Source organism: Streptomyces sp. Y309 (assembly GCF_056712025.1).
Genome location: NZ_CM160048.1, coordinates 7,848,489 through 7,861,889, shown reverse-complemented (window position 1 = coordinate 7,861,889; position 13,401 = coordinate 7,848,489). Strand labels below are relative to the sequence as shown.

The window sequence follows — 13,401 nt, the reverse complement described above, 5'->3', positions numbered from 1 at the left end:
CCGTCCGTCGCCCGTGGGGCTGCCGTCGGCAGTCCCACGAGCCGATGCCGACGCTAGCGGGCACCACTGACAATCACGGTCAGGCGCGGTGCGCAGCGGGGCGCTCCCGCCTGCTCAGCCCAGGTCGGGGATGCGCCAGTCGATGGCCTTGTGTCCCTGGGCCGCCACCGCCTTGTCGATCTGCGTGAAGGGCCGGGAGCCGAAGAACTTCCTCGCGGACAGCGGCGAGGGGTGCGCGCCCATGACCACGGCGTGCCGCTCGGTGTCGATGAGAGGCAGCTTCTTCTGGGCGTAGTTGCCCCACAGGACGAAGACCGCGGGGTCGGGCCGCTCGGCCACCGCGCGGATCACCGCGTCCGTGAACTTCTCCCAGCCCTTGCCCTTGTGGGAGTTGGCCTCGCCGGCGCGGACGGTCAGGACCGCGTTCAGGAGCAGCACGCCCTGCTTGGCCCACGGCATCAGATAGCCGTTGTCCGGCACCGGGTGGCCGAGCTCCTCCTTCATCTCCTTGTAGATGTTCCGCAGCGAGGGCGGGGTCTTCACTCCGGGGCGGACCGAGAAGCACAGGCCGTGGCCCTGGCCCGCGCCGTGATACGGGTCCTGGCCGAGGATGAGGACCTTGACCTCGTCGTACGGCGTCGCGTCCAGCGCGGCGAACACCTCTTCGCGCGGCGGATAGACCGGCCCCTTCGCCCGCTCCTCCTCGACGAACTCGACGAGCTCCTTGAAGTAGGGCTTCTGCAGTTCCTCGCCGAGGACTCCGCGCCAGGACGCGGGCAGCATGGCGATGTCGGTCACGTCAACAACCTCCGGGGTGCGTTCAGTTCTGCACCACAGAACCTACCGGCGGCCACTGACAATCGGCCTACCAGCTCGTCTTGCGCCCCAGCTCCCACATCATCATGATCGCCGAGGGGTCGAGGGCCCGCTCCCCGCCGGAGATCTCCTCGCTCGCCATCACGTACTGCTTGCCCTGCCACAGCGGCAGCAGCCGCACGTCGTCGACGAGGATCCGCTGTGCCTGCTCGAACTGGTCCACGACGTTGCTCCGGTCGGCCTCGCGGCGCGAGCGCGGCAGCACCTCCTCGGTGAGTTCCGGGGACGGGTAGGGCAGGTTGTGGACGTTGCGCTCGCCCACGAAGGGCGCGATGAAGTTGTCCGCGTCCGGGAAGTCCGGGAACCAGCCGCGTCCGAAGACCGGGTACTCGCCGTTCTTGTAGCCCTTGTCGAACCGCTGCCACGGCACGCCCTTGATCGTGATCCGGAACAGGCCCGAGGCCTCGAGCTGCCGCTTGATCTCGGCGAACTCCGGCGCGGTGGCCGAGCCGTAGCGGTCGGTGGTGTACCAGAGGGTGAGCGGTACGCGTTCGGTGATGCCCGCCGCCGTGAGGATCCGCTTCGCCTTGGCGGCGCTCGGGTTGCCGTACTCGTCGAAGAAGCTCGTCGCGTGCCCGGTGACTCCGCGCGGGACCATCGAGTACAGCGGCTCGACGGTGTCCTTGTAGATCTTGTGGGCGATGGCTCCGCGGTCGATCACCTGGGCGAACGCCTTGCGCACCGCGGGCTTGCGCGCCCACGGGTCCTCGGGGTTGAACACCAGGTAGCGGATCTCGGTTCCGGCGCCCTCGACGAGCCGGATGCCGCTCTTCTTCTCCGGGCCCTGCTGTTCCACGATGTCCTGGGCGCCGAGGCCGCGGAAGGTGGCGTCCAGTTCCTTGGCGCGCAGCTCGTCGACCATGGCGTCGGAGTCGCGGAAGTAGCGGATGGTCACGGCGTCGTTCTTGCGGTCGGCCGCGCCTTCGTAGTGGTTGTTCCTGACGAGCTCGGCCCGGTCGCCCGCGCGGTAGTCCTTCAGTGCGTACGGCCCGGAGCCGCTGATCTCGTTGCCCTCGCGTATTTTGCCGGCCGGGTACTCGCTGGGGTCGACGATCGACATCGCGGGCGTGGCGAGCACGAACGGGAACGTGGCGTCGGGCTTGCGCAGCCGGAAGACGACGGTCCGGTCGCCCTTGGTCTCGACCGTCCGCAGCGCGCCGAGCAGCCCGGCGGGACCGCCCTTGACGTCGATGCGCCGCATCCGGTCGATGGAGAACTTCACGGCCCGCGCGTCCAGCTCGTCGCCGTCGGAGAACTTCAGCCCGTCGCGCAACGTACACGTGTAGACCATGCTGGAGCCGTCCGTGAACCTGCAGCGCTCCGCCGCGTCGGGCTGGGGCTGGGTGGCGCCGGAGGGGAAGCTCAGGAGCGTCTGGAAGACGTTCCGGTACAGCTCCCAGGAGCCGTCGTAGGCCGCGGCGGGATCGAGGGTGCTCGGCGCGCTCGTCGTGCCGACGGTGATCGCGTCCTCGCCGTCCGCGCCCTCGGAGGACAGCACACCGCATCCCGCGACCAGGGACATGGACGCCAGCAGCGTGAACGGCCGCAGGCCCCGCAGGTGAACTCTTCTGAACACGTGCACGCTCCTCGGTCTGCCGTGCCATGGGTCGGCAGACCATACCGCAGTGCCCCGCCATGCCAACTCGGCTCACCGGCGGGGCACTTCATGGGCGAGAACGTCACATACGTACGGTTCCTCAGCCTGTGCGCGGCTTCGTCCGGGTCAGTCAGCCGACGCCCGCGTTGAGGAACATGCCCCCGTCGACCTGGAGCGTCTGGCCGGTGATCCAGTCGGACTGCTCGGAGGTCAGGAAGGCCGCCGCGCCGCCGATGTCGGAGGGCATACCGAGCCGGCCGAGCGGGTAGGCCGCCGCGGCCTCCTCCTCGCGGCCCTCGTAGAGCGCCTGCGCGAACTTGGTCTTGACCACGGCCGGGGCGATCGCGTTGACCCGTACCTTCGGCGCGAACTCGTGCGCGAGCTGCAGGGTCAGATTGACCATGGCGGCCTTGCTCATGCCGTACGCCCCGATGAACGGGGACGGCGCGATCCCGGCGATCGAGGCGATGTTGACGATCGCGCCGCCGTGCTCGCTCTGCCAGGCCTTCCAGGTGAGCTGGGCGAAGCCGAGCGCCGAGATCACGTTGGTCTCGAAGACCTTGCGCGCCACGTTCAGGTCGAGGTCGGCCATCGGCCCGAACACCGGGTTCGTACCGGCGTTGTTGACGAGGAAGTCGACGCGGCCGAACGCCTCCATGGCGCGCTCCACGGCGACGGCCTGGTGCGCCTCGTCGTGGGCCTTGCCCGCGACGCCGATGACGCGGTCGGCGCCGAGCTTCTCCACGGCCTCCTTGAGCGCGTCCTCGTTGCGTCCGGTGATGCACACCCGGTCGCCGCGGGCGACCAGGGCCTCCGCGATGCCGTAGCCGATGCCGCGGCTCGCCCCCGTGATGAGCGCCGCCTTGCCGCTGTCCTGCACTGCCATCTGTGTGTCCTTTGCGCTGGTGCTGGTGCCGGTTCGAGCGGGGGGCGCTAGTTGAGCGGGCCGCCGGCCACGTACATGACCTGGCCGGACACGAAGCCCGCGGCGTCGCCGGTGAAGAAGGCGATGGCGTTGGCGATGTCCTCCGGCCTGCCGACGCGCTGCACCGGGATCTGGGTGGCGGCCGCGGCCTGGAAGTCCTCGAAGCCCATGCCGACGCGCTCGGCGGTGGCCTTGGTCATCTCGGTGACGATGAAGCCGGGCGCCACGGAGTTGGCGGTGATGCCGAACTTGCCGAGCTCCTTTGCGAGCGTCTTGGTGAGGCCCTGCATGCCGGCCTTGGCGGCCGCGTAGTTCGCCTGGCCGCGGTTGCCGAGCGCGGAGGAGCTGGAGAGGTTGACGATGCGGCCGAAGCCCGCGTCCACCATGTGCGCCTGGCAGCCGCGGGACATCAGGAAGGCGCCGCGCAGGTGCACGTTCATGACCGTGTCCCAGTCGCTCGCGCTCATCTTGAACAGCAGGTTGTCGCGCAGCACGCCCGCGTTGTTCACCAGGATCGTGGGCGCGCCGAGCTCCGCCGCGATCCGGGTGACGGCGGCCTCGACCTGGGCCTCGTCGGACACGTCGCAGCCGATGGCGACGGCCTTGCCGCCGGCGGCGGTGATCTGCTCGACGGTGTCCTTGCAGGCGGCCTCGTCGAGGTCGAGCACGGCGACGGCGCGGCCCTCGGCGGCGAGCCGGACGGCGGTCGCCGCGCCGATGCCTCGCGCTGCTCCGGTCACGACCGCGACGCGCTGCTCAGTGGTGGACATGCTGGCTCTCCTCGCCCTTGGGATGCGGCTCTTGTGCGGTACGGATCTTCCGGAGGCGCGGTTCCACGACGTGACCTCGGGTGAGCGACCGCTTAGTACCTTCAGCAGACGAGACGCTAGAAGCCCTGGCACGCGGTGTCAACGGGCACCCCGGGCGTGCTGTGACTCATTACGTCGCCCGGAGGGCCGGAGCGCAATGCCCCGGCATCCCGATGCCACAACGCCGCACGGCCTCGGCGGACCCGCCCTAGCGCACCAGCAGCTCGATGAGGCGCTCCACCTCCGCCGCGGGATCCCCGGTGAGGCCCGTGTGCACGGGTCCCGGCTGGACGACGGTGGAGCGCGGCGCGATCAGCCACCGGAAGCGCCGACCCGCGTCGTCCCCCGCCGCCTGCCCCGCCGCGTCCCCGCCCGCGCACACGCCCTCGACGGCCCGCAGCGCCGCCCGCACGCCGGCCGCGTCGGCCGCCGGGTCGAGGGCCCGCAGTTTCGCCTCGTCCAGGTGCGTGCGTGCGGCCACGAAGGACTTGGCGCGGCAGTAGAGCACGACGCCCGCGTTGAACTGCTCACCGCGCTCCACGCGCGGCACGACGCGCAGCAGGGCGTACTCGAAGACGTCCCGCGCGGGGACCTCGCTCGCGGGGACCTCGCTCGCGGGGGCCTCCCGCGCGGGGACCTCGCTCTCGGAGACGGCCCGCTCGGAGACCTCCCGCCCAGGAGCATCGTTCGCGTCAGTCATGTCGCTCACTTCGCGGCGCCTTCCAGGGTGATCCGTTCGTGAATGCTCTCCGCGCGCGGGAGCAGCGCGTCGGCGTACGCGCGCCGCACGGCGTCGGCGCTGTCGAAGCCCGGCTCGCCCGCCAACCACGCGTCGGGGACGTCCGCCGTCACCTCGGCGAGCAGTTCCTTGGTGACCAGGGGCGCGAACTCGGCGGCCGCGGCGGCGACGTCGGGGCCGTAGGGGGCGAGGACGTGGTCGGCGGCGTCGTACGGCTTGGCGGCCGCGGCGGGGGCCGTGGGCCAGTTGTGGTGCCAGATCATCGTCGCGCCGTGGTCGATGAGCCAGACGTCGCCGTGCCACACCAGGAGGTTGGGGTTGCGCCAGGAGCGGTCCACGTTGTTGATGAGCGCGTCGAACCAGACGACGCGTCCGGCCTCCAGCGGGTCCACCACGAAGGCCAGCGGGTCGAAGCCGAGGGCGCCCGGCAGGTACTCCATGCCCAGGTTCAGCCCGCCGCTGGACTTCAGGAGCTGCTGCACCTCCTGGTCCGGCTCGCCGAGGCCGAGCACCGGGTCGAGCCGGATCCCGGTGAGCCCCGGCACGCGCAGGCCGAGCCGGTGCGCGAGCCGCCCGCAGATCACCTCGGCGACGAGCGTCTTGCGGCCCTGGCCCGCGCCGGTGAACTTCATGACGTACGTCGCGTACGTCCCCCGGCCGTCGTCCGTCTCGACGAGTCCGGGCAGTGATCCGCCCTCACGCAGGGGCGTGACATAGCGGACGGCGGTGACTTCGGTGAGCATTGCCCCAGGTTACTGCCGGGGTCCGACACACCCGACCGCTCCCCCGAGGCGCGACCCGCGCCCCAGCCGCGCCCCACCCGCGTCCCGCCCGGCCGCCGTGCAGCGGCAGCCCGACCTTGCCGCACCGGCCTCCGTGGTGCCTACAGTCACCCCATGAACTCCCCTGATCTCCCGACCCAGTTCGCCCGCACGCACCGCTTCGCGTTCGGCGTCCCGCGCGGCTTCACGGTGTCGCGGGACGGCGACCGCGTGCTGTTCCTGCGCTCGACAGCGGGCGACGACCCGGTCAGCAGGCTCTGGCTGTACGAAACCAACACCGACGGCGCCGAGCGGCTGCTCGTGGATCCGCCGGCGCTCGGTGCCACCGGCCCGGTGCCCGAGGCCGAACTCGTCCGCAGGGAACGCGCGCGGGAGGCCTCTCAAGGAGTGGTGGCCTTCGCCGCCGACGCCCACGCGCGCGTGGTCGCCTTCGCGGTGTCCGGCGCCCTGTGGACGGTGCGTACGGACGGCGGCGCGCCCCGCCGCATCCACACGGCGGGCCCCGTGGTCGACCCGCGCCCCTCGCCCGACGGCTCGCTCATCGCGTACGTCACCGGGGGCGCCCTGCGCGTGGTGGGCGCCGACGGCACGGACGACCGGGCGCTCGCCGAGCCCGAGGGCGACGGCGTCACGTACGGACTCGCCGATCATGTGGCCGCCGAATCCATGGGCAGGCACCGGGCGTTCTGGTGGTCGCCCGACGGGGACGCCCTGCTCGTCGCGCGCGTGGACACCGCGCGCGTGCGGCGCTGGTGGCTGTCGGACCCCGCCCACCCGGAGCGGCCGCCGCGCTCCGTGCCCTACCCGGCGGCGGGCACCGCCAACGCCGAGACGACGCTGCACATCCTGCGCACGGACGGCTCGCGCGTGGCCGTCCTGACGCCGGAGAAGGTGCCGGAACACCACCCGGCGGGCGTGTGGACGGACGCCACACCGGAGTACGTCCTGCGGGCGGACTGGGACGCCCACGGACCGCTGGTCACGCTCCAGACCCGCGACCAGCGATCGGCGTACGTCCTCGAAGTCGACCCGGAGACCGGCGAGTCCGCCCCGGCCGGCCACCAGCGGGAGAGTCCGTGGCTCGACCTCGTGCCCGGCACCCCGGCCCGCCTGGCGAGCGGCCGGCCCGTCCAGCACTGGCACGTCGACGGCGACACCGCGGGCCTGCGTGTGGGGGACGTGCTGACGCCGCCCGGGCTGCACGTGCGCGACGTGCTCGCCGTCGTGGGCGAACGCGTGTGGTTCACCGCGTCGGACGAGCCCACGGACGTCCACGTGTGGTCGCTGTCGGCGCTCGACGAGCGGGGCGAACCGGGCAGCCCGCGCACCGGCGAACCGGAGCGTGTCAGTGCGGGCCCCGGCGTGCACACCGCCGCGGTCGGCGGCGACACCGTGGTCCTCGACAGCAGGACGCCGGACGGACACATGGTGACCGTGCTGCGCGCGGGGAAGCCGGACGGGCACATAACCGTGCTCTCCGAAGAGCCCGTCGTGACGCCCGCGCCCCGCCACCTCACGCTCGGGGAGCGCGCGGTGCGCGGCGCGCTGTTCCTGCCGTCCTGGCACACACCGGGATCCGGGAAGCTGCCGGTCCTGCTGTGCCCCTACTCGGGGCCGGGGATCCAGCTCGTGGTGCACGCGCGCGCGTGGTGGACGGTCGTCGCCCAGTGGTTCGCCGAGCAGGGCTTCGCGGTGCTGATCGCGGACGGGCGGGGCACGCCGGGGCGCGGGCGGGGCTGGGAACACGCGGTGTACGGCGATCAGTTGACGCCCGTTCTCGACGACCAGGTGGACGCGTTGCGTGCCGCGGCCGAGCTGCACCCGGATCTCGACCTGGGACGGGTCGGCATCCGCGGCTGGTCGTTCGGCGGCTATCTCGCGGCGGGCGCGGTGCTGCGCAGGCCGGACGTCTTCCACGCGGCCGTGGCCGGGGCGGGGCCATCGGACCTGCGGCTGTACGACACCCACTGGAAGGAACGCTTCCTGGGGCACCCGGACGTCCAGCCGGAGCACTACGAGCGCTGCTCCCTGCTCGCCGACGCGCACCGCCTCACGCGGCCGCTGATGCTGGTGCACGGCCTGGCGGACGACAACGTCCTGCCCGTGCACACCCTGCGGCTCTCGGCGGCGCTGCTCGCCGCGGGCCGACCGCACACCGTCCTGCCGCTGCCCGGGGCGAGCCACATGGTCGCGCGGGAGGACGTGGCCGCCAATCTGCTGAATCTGGAGCTCGACTTCCTGAAAAAGTCCTTGAACGCCTGAACAACACGCAGCCGCCGTCCGTACCATCCGGCATGACTGCTTCCAGGGAAGACAGGGCAGACACCGCCGAGCCGCTCCTGCCGACGGCGGACAGCCCCACCACAGCCCTCTCCGCACGCCCCTCAGGTCTCTGCCTGAGCACCTCCTCCCACCCCACCCGCTCCCCGAGCCCCACCCGCCGCACCGTCGTCACCGCGGTGGGTGCCGCGGGCCTGGCCGCCGCGCTCGTGGCCTGCGGCTCGGACGACGACAAGGACTCGGAACCGGCCGGCGAGGCCTCGGAGAAGGAGGGCGGCGGCGGTGCCGTCCTCGCCAAGACGGCGGACATCCCCGTGGGCGGCGGCAAGATCTTCAAGGACGAGGGCGTGGTGGTCACACAGCCGACGGAGGGCCAGTTCAAGGCCTTCTCCAACATCTGCACGCACAAGCAGTGCCCCGTGTCGAGCGTCGAGGGCGGCACCATCAACTGCCCCTGTCACGGCAGCAAGTTCGACATCACCGACGGCAGCGTGAAACAGAAGCCGGCGCCGAAGCCGCTGCCCGCAAAGGACATCACGGTCGACGGCGACTCCATCAAGCTGGCCTGACGCGCTCCGCGCCGACCCGCGTTCTCTCTGGGCGCGACGGGCCACTGGCCGCGCCGCACTGGGTCTCACCCGGCGCGGCGCGGTCGCTTCCACGCGCCCAGGACCTCCTCCGTCGAGGTGACGGTGGCGACCAGGGCGAGGGTGTGGCGGACCATCGCGGGGGTGTAGTCGGAGGGGACTCCCGCGATGGCGTCGGCGGGCACGACGACGGTGTAGCCGAGGTTCACCGCGTCGAAGACCGCGTTCGGGATCGCCACGTTGGCCGAGACACCGGTGACGATCAGCGTGCGGCAGCCCAGGTTGCGCAGCAGCGCGTCCACGTCGGTGCCCGCGATCGGCGACAGGCCGTGCAGGCGGCGTACGACGAAGTCCTCCTCCGCGACCTCGATCGGCGGCGCGATCCGCACGGCCTTCGTGCCGGAGAGCTGCTGCACGGGAAGCCGTTCGGCGGCGCGGAAGAGCCGCGCGTTGCGGTTGGCGCCGCGCCCGTCGGGTCGCCGCTCGGCGACCGCGTGCAGCACCTGGACACCGCCGAGGTGGGCCGCGGCGACCAGGCGGGCGACGTTGGCGAGCGCGCCGGACGAGCGTGCCTCCGCGGCGAGTTCGGGCAGCGCGCTCTCCGCCCCGACGACGCCCTGCTGGCACTCGACCGTCATCAGGACGGTGGTGGCGGGGTCGAGGATGTCCCTGAGCTGTTCGTGCGACGGCATGGCTCTCCCTGTCGACGTCATGGCTCCCGAGCCGGGCCCGCCGGAAGCTGTTCCCCGCGCGGTGCGGGCGATCGCGGTGCGCGGGAGGCTAACCGGCATTGCGTCGCGGCGGAAGACGCCCCATGCTCTTCTGACGCGTAGTCAGCTATGACGCGTAGTCAGTCACGGGACGGGCAAGGGGAGGACGACGCATGGCCACCACACAGCGCCGCGGCCGCAGGATCATGATGACGCCGGGCGAGCTGGACGCCTTCCTGGCCGCCGAGCGCACCTGCCGGGTCGCGACGGTGTCCGCCGACGGCGCCCCGCACGTCAGCGCGCTGTGGTTCGCGTGGGACGGCACGTCCCTGTGGCTGTACTCGATCACGCGCAGCAGGCGCTGGGCCGAGCTGCGGCGCGACCCGCGGATCGCCGTGGTCGTGGACGCCGGCGAGCAGTACGGGGAACTGCGCGGCGTGGAGCTGACCGGCACCGCGCACTTCGTGGGCGAATCACCGCGCACCGGGGAGCCCTGCCCCGAACTCGACGCGCCGGAGCGGCTGTTCGCCCGCAAGAACTTCGGCCTGGAGGAGATGGTGCACGACGGCCGCCACGCGTGGCTGCGGCTCACTCCGGACGCGGTCGCCTCCTGGGACTTCCGCAAGCTGGCGCGGCCGTAGCCTGTCACGGCCTGCGGGGCGGCCGCTCCCTGGGAAGCCCCGCCCGGCCCCGGGGTCACGCCGGGCCCCGGGATCACCCCAGCCCCGCCCCGGCCACCCGCAGCGCCTCCACCGCCGCCCTGATCGACGGGCGGCGGTCGGCGTCCGCCCGCCACAGCACGTACACATGCCGCCGCACCCGGTGCCGCACCGGCACCGTCCGCACGCCCGTCGGCATCGGGTCGCGACCGAGGCGCGGCGCCACGCAGACGCCGAGCCCGGCCGCGACCAGCGCGAGCTGGGTGTGGTGCTCCTCCGCGCGGTGGGCGATGCGCGGCTCGAAGCCCTTGGCACGCAGCGTGAACATGAGCCACTCGTGGCAGAACTCGCCCTCCGCCCAGGTGATCCACTCGTCCTCCGCGAAGTCCTCCAGGTCCACCTCCGCGCGGTCGGCCATCGGGTGGGCGGCCGGCATCGCGACATCCGCGGGGTCGTCGAGGAGCGGTGCCTTCATGAGCCCGTCGGGCACGGGCAGCGGCTTGTTGTACCAGTCGAGGACGACCGCGAGGTCCAGGTCGCCGCGCACGATGCCGTTGACGGCCTGCTGCGGCTCCAGCTCCTGGGCGCGCACGGACAGCCCCGGGTGGCGCACGCGCAGGGACGAGAGCGCGGCGGGCAGCAGGCCGCGCATCGCCGTCGGGAACGCGGAGATCCGCAGCTCGCCGACCGCCTTGCCGCGCTGCTGCTCCAGGTCCGACTGGGCGAGCTCTACCTGGGAGAGGATACGCGCGGCGTGGTCGGCGAGCAGCCGCCCGGCGTCGGTGAGGCGCACGCCCCGGCCGTTCTTCGCGAGCAGCTGCTGGCCGACCTCCCGCTCCAGCTTGGTCATCTGCTGGGAGACGGCGGACGTGGTCACGTGCAGCCCCGCCGCGGCGCCGCTCACCGATCCGTGCCGGGCGAGGGCGTCGAGGGTCCGCAGGCGCTCCAAGTTCAACATGTAAGCAATGCTACGCGCTACAGGGCACAGAAACTCGCTTGTGCTAAGACATTGGCTGATCCAAGGTGGGCCCCATGACCACCTCCGCCCCCTCAGAGGCACTCGCCGAAGCAACAGCCTCCGCCACATCACAGGAGCGGGCCGCCGCCGCTTCCGCAGCACGTCAGGAGAGCCCTGGTGGCGCGCGCCGCACGGTGGACTGGCGCCTTCGCTTCGCCTTCCTGTCCCTGGTCTGGGGCTTCAGCTTCCTGTTCATCAAGGTCGGCACGGAGGGGTACGCGCCCTTCCAGGTCACCCTGGGGCGCCTGTTGTTCGGCACGGCGGTGGTCGCGGCCGTGCTCGTCGTCAAGCGCGAGCGGCTGCCGCGCTCGCCGCGTACCTGGGCGCATCTGTCGGTGGCGGCCCTGCTGCTCAACGCGGCCCCGTTCTCGCTCTTCGCGTATTCGGAGCTGACGATCCCCTCGACGCTCGCCGGGATCTGCAACGCGACGTCGCCGCTGTGGGGCATGGCCCTGTCGCTCGTGGCCCTGTCCGAGGACCGGCCGACGCGACGCCGGGTCGCCGGCCTCGGCCTCGGCTTCCTGGGCGTCCTCACGGTCCTCGGCGCCTGGCACGGCTTCAGCGGCGTGGATGCCCGGGGCACGGCGATGGCCCTGCTCGCCTCGCTGTGCTACCCCATCGGCTGGATCTACGTACGCCGCACGCTGGCGGGCTCCGGCCACTCCAACCTCGCCCTTACGGGCGCCCAGCTCTTCGTCGCCACCCTCGAACTGGCCGTGGTGACCCCGCTGTTCACCTCGATGCCCAGCCACTTCCCGGTCGTGCCGCTGCTGGCCGTCGTCGCCCTCGGCGCGCTCGGCACCGGCCTCGCCTTCCTCGTGCAGTACGACATCGTCTCCGAGGTCGGCCCGACGACGGCGCAGATGGTCACGTACTTCACGCCGGTCATCGCGACCGCGGCCGGTGTCGCCGTGCTCGGGGAGTCGCTGACCTGGACGACTCCGGTGGGCGCCGTGATCATCCTCGCGGGGGCCGCGCTCACCCAGTCCAGACCGCGGGCCGCCCGCCGTCAGCCGTAGCGCCGCGCGGGCACCGGTCCCACGGCCGCCGCGACCGCGTCCGCCACCGCCTCGATGTCGTCGCCGGACAGCGTGGAGACGGTGATCCGCACCCCCGGAGGCGTGCTCAGCCGATACCGCGCCCCCGGAGAGACCGCCCAGCCCGCGTGCAGCAGCCGCGCGACGGCGCCGGTCTCGTCCGGCACCGGCACCCACACGTTCATGCCGCTGCGACCGCGGGCGGTGACGCCCCGCTCGGCGAGGGCCGCGATCAGCGCGTCGCGTCTGCGTCCGTAGGCCGCCGCCACCTCGCGCGCGTCCACGGCGCCGCTCTCCCACAGGGCCAGGACGGCCCGCTGCAGCACCTTGCTGACCCAGCCCGGCCCGAACCTGATCCGGCCCTGCACGCGGTCGACGGTCTCCGCGTCCCCGGTGAGCACGGCGAGCCGCAGGTCCGGGCCGTACGCCTTGGCGGTGGAGCGGACGAAGGCCCAGGTGTGCGTGACTCCCGAGAGGGTGTGCAGCGGCAGGTCGACGATGCCGTGGCCGTGGTCGTCCTCGACGACCAGCGTCTCCTTGTGCGCGGCCAGGACCTTCCGCACGGCACGCGCGCGTGCGGCGCCGACGGCGGCGCCGGTCGGGTTCTGGGCGCGGCTGGTGACGACGAGGGCGCGCGCGCCGGACCGGAGCGCCCCCTCCACGTCTTCCGGCAGCGGCCCGTCGTCGTCCACGCGGACCGGGACCGGCCGCAGCCCGAGCCCGGACACGAGGTCGAGCAGGCTGCCCCAGCCCGGGTCCTCGACGGCCACCGCGTCACCGACCTTGAGGCGCACGGCGAGCACCCGCTCGATGGCGTCGAGCGCCCCGGAGGTGACGGCCACGGGGCCGTCCGGCACCCCGTCCGCGTCCAGCGCGGCGCGCGCGGCGCGGTCGAGCTCCGGCACCACTGAGGCCTCCCCGTACAGCGCGGGCGTCTTGTCCGCCTGCTCCGCGGCCGCCGTGAAGGCCTCGGTGAGCGGCGGCAGCAGGGCCGTGTCCGGATTGCCGCTCGCCACGTCCCGCACGCCGGGCGGCACGTCGAGGCGGCTGTACTCACGGGCCGTGGTGGCCGGTTTGCTGCGCACCCGGCTGCCGCGCCGCCCTGCCGTCTCGATGACACCGCGCTCGCGCAGGGTGCGATACGCGGCCGCGACCGTATTGGGATTGACGCCCAGGTGGATCGCCAACTCCCGCATGGGGGGCAGGGGTTGCCCCGGCTCCAGGGTGCCGCGGCCCACCGCGCGCTCGACGCTCGTCGCGATCTCGGCTGCGCGCCGCCCTTCGATCGGATACTCTTCTAGCACAAAGAACATTATGCACTAGTACAAAATTGACGCAAGCCGCAGTCGAGGACACCGCAGGACCATGTGCGGTCCACGGAG

The 13,401-nt window shown here is 72.5% G+C and carries 13 protein-coding genes; 4 read left to right on the top strand and 9 right to left on the bottom strand.

All coding sequences use genetic code 11. The features are described from left to right. Positions 1 to 114: 114 nt before the first annotated feature. The 6 genes from ung to AC0KTA_RS32740 form a co-directional block, all read right to left on the bottom strand. A complete protein-coding gene (gene ung, locus AC0KTA_RS32765) occupies positions 115 to 798 on the bottom strand; it encodes a uracil-DNA glycosylase (protein WP_481051805.1) in 684 nt (227 codons plus the stop codon). Positions 799 to 865: 67 nt separating this feature from the next. Then, entirely contained in the window at positions 866 to 2,452 is a 1,587-nt protein-coding gene (locus AC0KTA_RS32760; protein WP_481051804.1) for an ABC transporter substrate-binding protein, read from the bottom strand. Between the two features lie 151 nt (positions 2,453 to 2,603). Continuing rightward, on the bottom strand, positions 2,604 to 3,359 hold the full coding sequence (locus AC0KTA_RS32755; protein WP_481051803.1) for an SDR family oxidoreductase: 756 nt from the start codon (positions 3,357 to 3,359) through the stop codon (positions 2,604 to 2,606). Positions 3,360 to 3,406: 47 nt separating this feature from the next. Then, positions 3,407 to 4,168: a 3-oxoacyl-ACP reductase FabG gene (gene fabG, locus AC0KTA_RS32750; protein WP_481051802.1), complete on the bottom strand. Its 762-nt coding sequence runs from the start codon at positions 4,166 to 4,168 to the stop codon at positions 3,407 to 3,409. Between the two features lie 247 nt (positions 4,169 to 4,415). After that, positions 4,416 to 4,769 (bottom strand): DUF3037 domain-containing protein, encoded by a 354-nt coding sequence (locus tag AC0KTA_RS32745; RefSeq protein WP_481056646.1) that lies wholly within the window; start codon positions 4,767 to 4,769, stop codon positions 4,416 to 4,418. 143 nt (positions 4,770 to 4,912) lie between these two features. Continuing rightward, positions 4,913 to 5,689, bottom strand: a complete 777-nt coding sequence (locus tag AC0KTA_RS32740; protein WP_481051801.1) for a HipA family kinase — start codon at positions 5,687 to 5,689, stop codon at positions 4,913 to 4,915. A gap of 153 nt (positions 5,690 to 5,842) precedes the next feature. On the opposite strand from AC0KTA_RS32740, the gene AC0KTA_RS32735 reads away from it, so the two are divergent. Both AC0KTA_RS32735 and AC0KTA_RS32730 read left to right on the top strand, forming a co-directional pair. Next, the gene (locus tag AC0KTA_RS32735) at positions 5,843 to 7,990 is read left to right on the top strand and encodes a prolyl oligopeptidase family serine peptidase (protein ID WP_481051800.1); all 2,148 of its coding nucleotides are present in this window, start codon (positions 5,843 to 5,845) and stop codon (positions 7,988 to 7,990) included. A gap of 32 nt (positions 7,991 to 8,022) precedes the next feature. Continuing rightward, positions 8,023 to 8,577: a Rieske (2Fe-2S) protein gene (locus AC0KTA_RS32730; RefSeq protein ID WP_481051799.1), complete on the top strand. Its 555-nt coding sequence runs from the start codon at positions 8,023 to 8,025 to the stop codon at positions 8,575 to 8,577. Positions 8,578 to 8,642: 65 nt separating this feature from the next. Here the strand turns inward: AC0KTA_RS32730 and AC0KTA_RS32725 are convergent, their stop codons facing one another. Continuing rightward, the gene (locus tag AC0KTA_RS32725) at positions 8,643 to 9,287 is read right to left on the bottom strand and encodes a cysteine hydrolase family protein (protein ID WP_481051798.1); all 645 of its coding nucleotides are present in this window, start codon (positions 9,285 to 9,287) and stop codon (positions 8,643 to 8,645) included. Positions 9,288 to 9,478: 191 nt separating this feature from the next. Between AC0KTA_RS32725 and AC0KTA_RS32720 the strand changes: the two genes are divergently transcribed. Further along, positions 9,479 to 9,946 (top strand): pyridoxamine 5'-phosphate oxidase family protein, encoded by a 468-nt coding sequence (locus AC0KTA_RS32720; RefSeq protein ID WP_481051797.1) that lies wholly within the window; start codon positions 9,479 to 9,481, stop codon positions 9,944 to 9,946. 73 nt (positions 9,947 to 10,019) lie between these two features. On the opposite strand, the gene AC0KTA_RS32715 is transcribed toward AC0KTA_RS32720, so the two are convergent. Continuing rightward, entirely contained in the window at positions 10,020 to 10,922 is a 903-nt protein-coding gene (locus AC0KTA_RS32715) for a LysR family transcriptional regulator (RefSeq protein ID WP_481051796.1), read from the bottom strand. A 74-nt stretch (positions 10,923 to 10,996) separates the two neighbouring features. Between AC0KTA_RS32715 and AC0KTA_RS32710 the strand changes: the two genes are divergently transcribed. After that, entirely contained in the window at positions 10,997 to 12,001 is a 1,005-nt protein-coding gene (locus tag AC0KTA_RS32710) for a DMT family transporter (protein ID WP_481051795.1), read from the top strand. Here the strand turns inward: AC0KTA_RS32710 and AC0KTA_RS32705 are convergent. Then, complete coding sequence (locus AC0KTA_RS32705; protein WP_481056645.1) at positions 11,992 to 13,323, bottom strand: aminotransferase class I/II-fold pyridoxal phosphate-dependent enzyme; 1,332 nt, start codon at positions 13,321 to 13,323, stop codon at positions 11,992 to 11,994. The genes AC0KTA_RS32710 and AC0KTA_RS32705 overlap by 10 nt on opposite strands. Between the last annotated feature and the right edge of the window lie 78 nt (positions 13,324 to 13,401).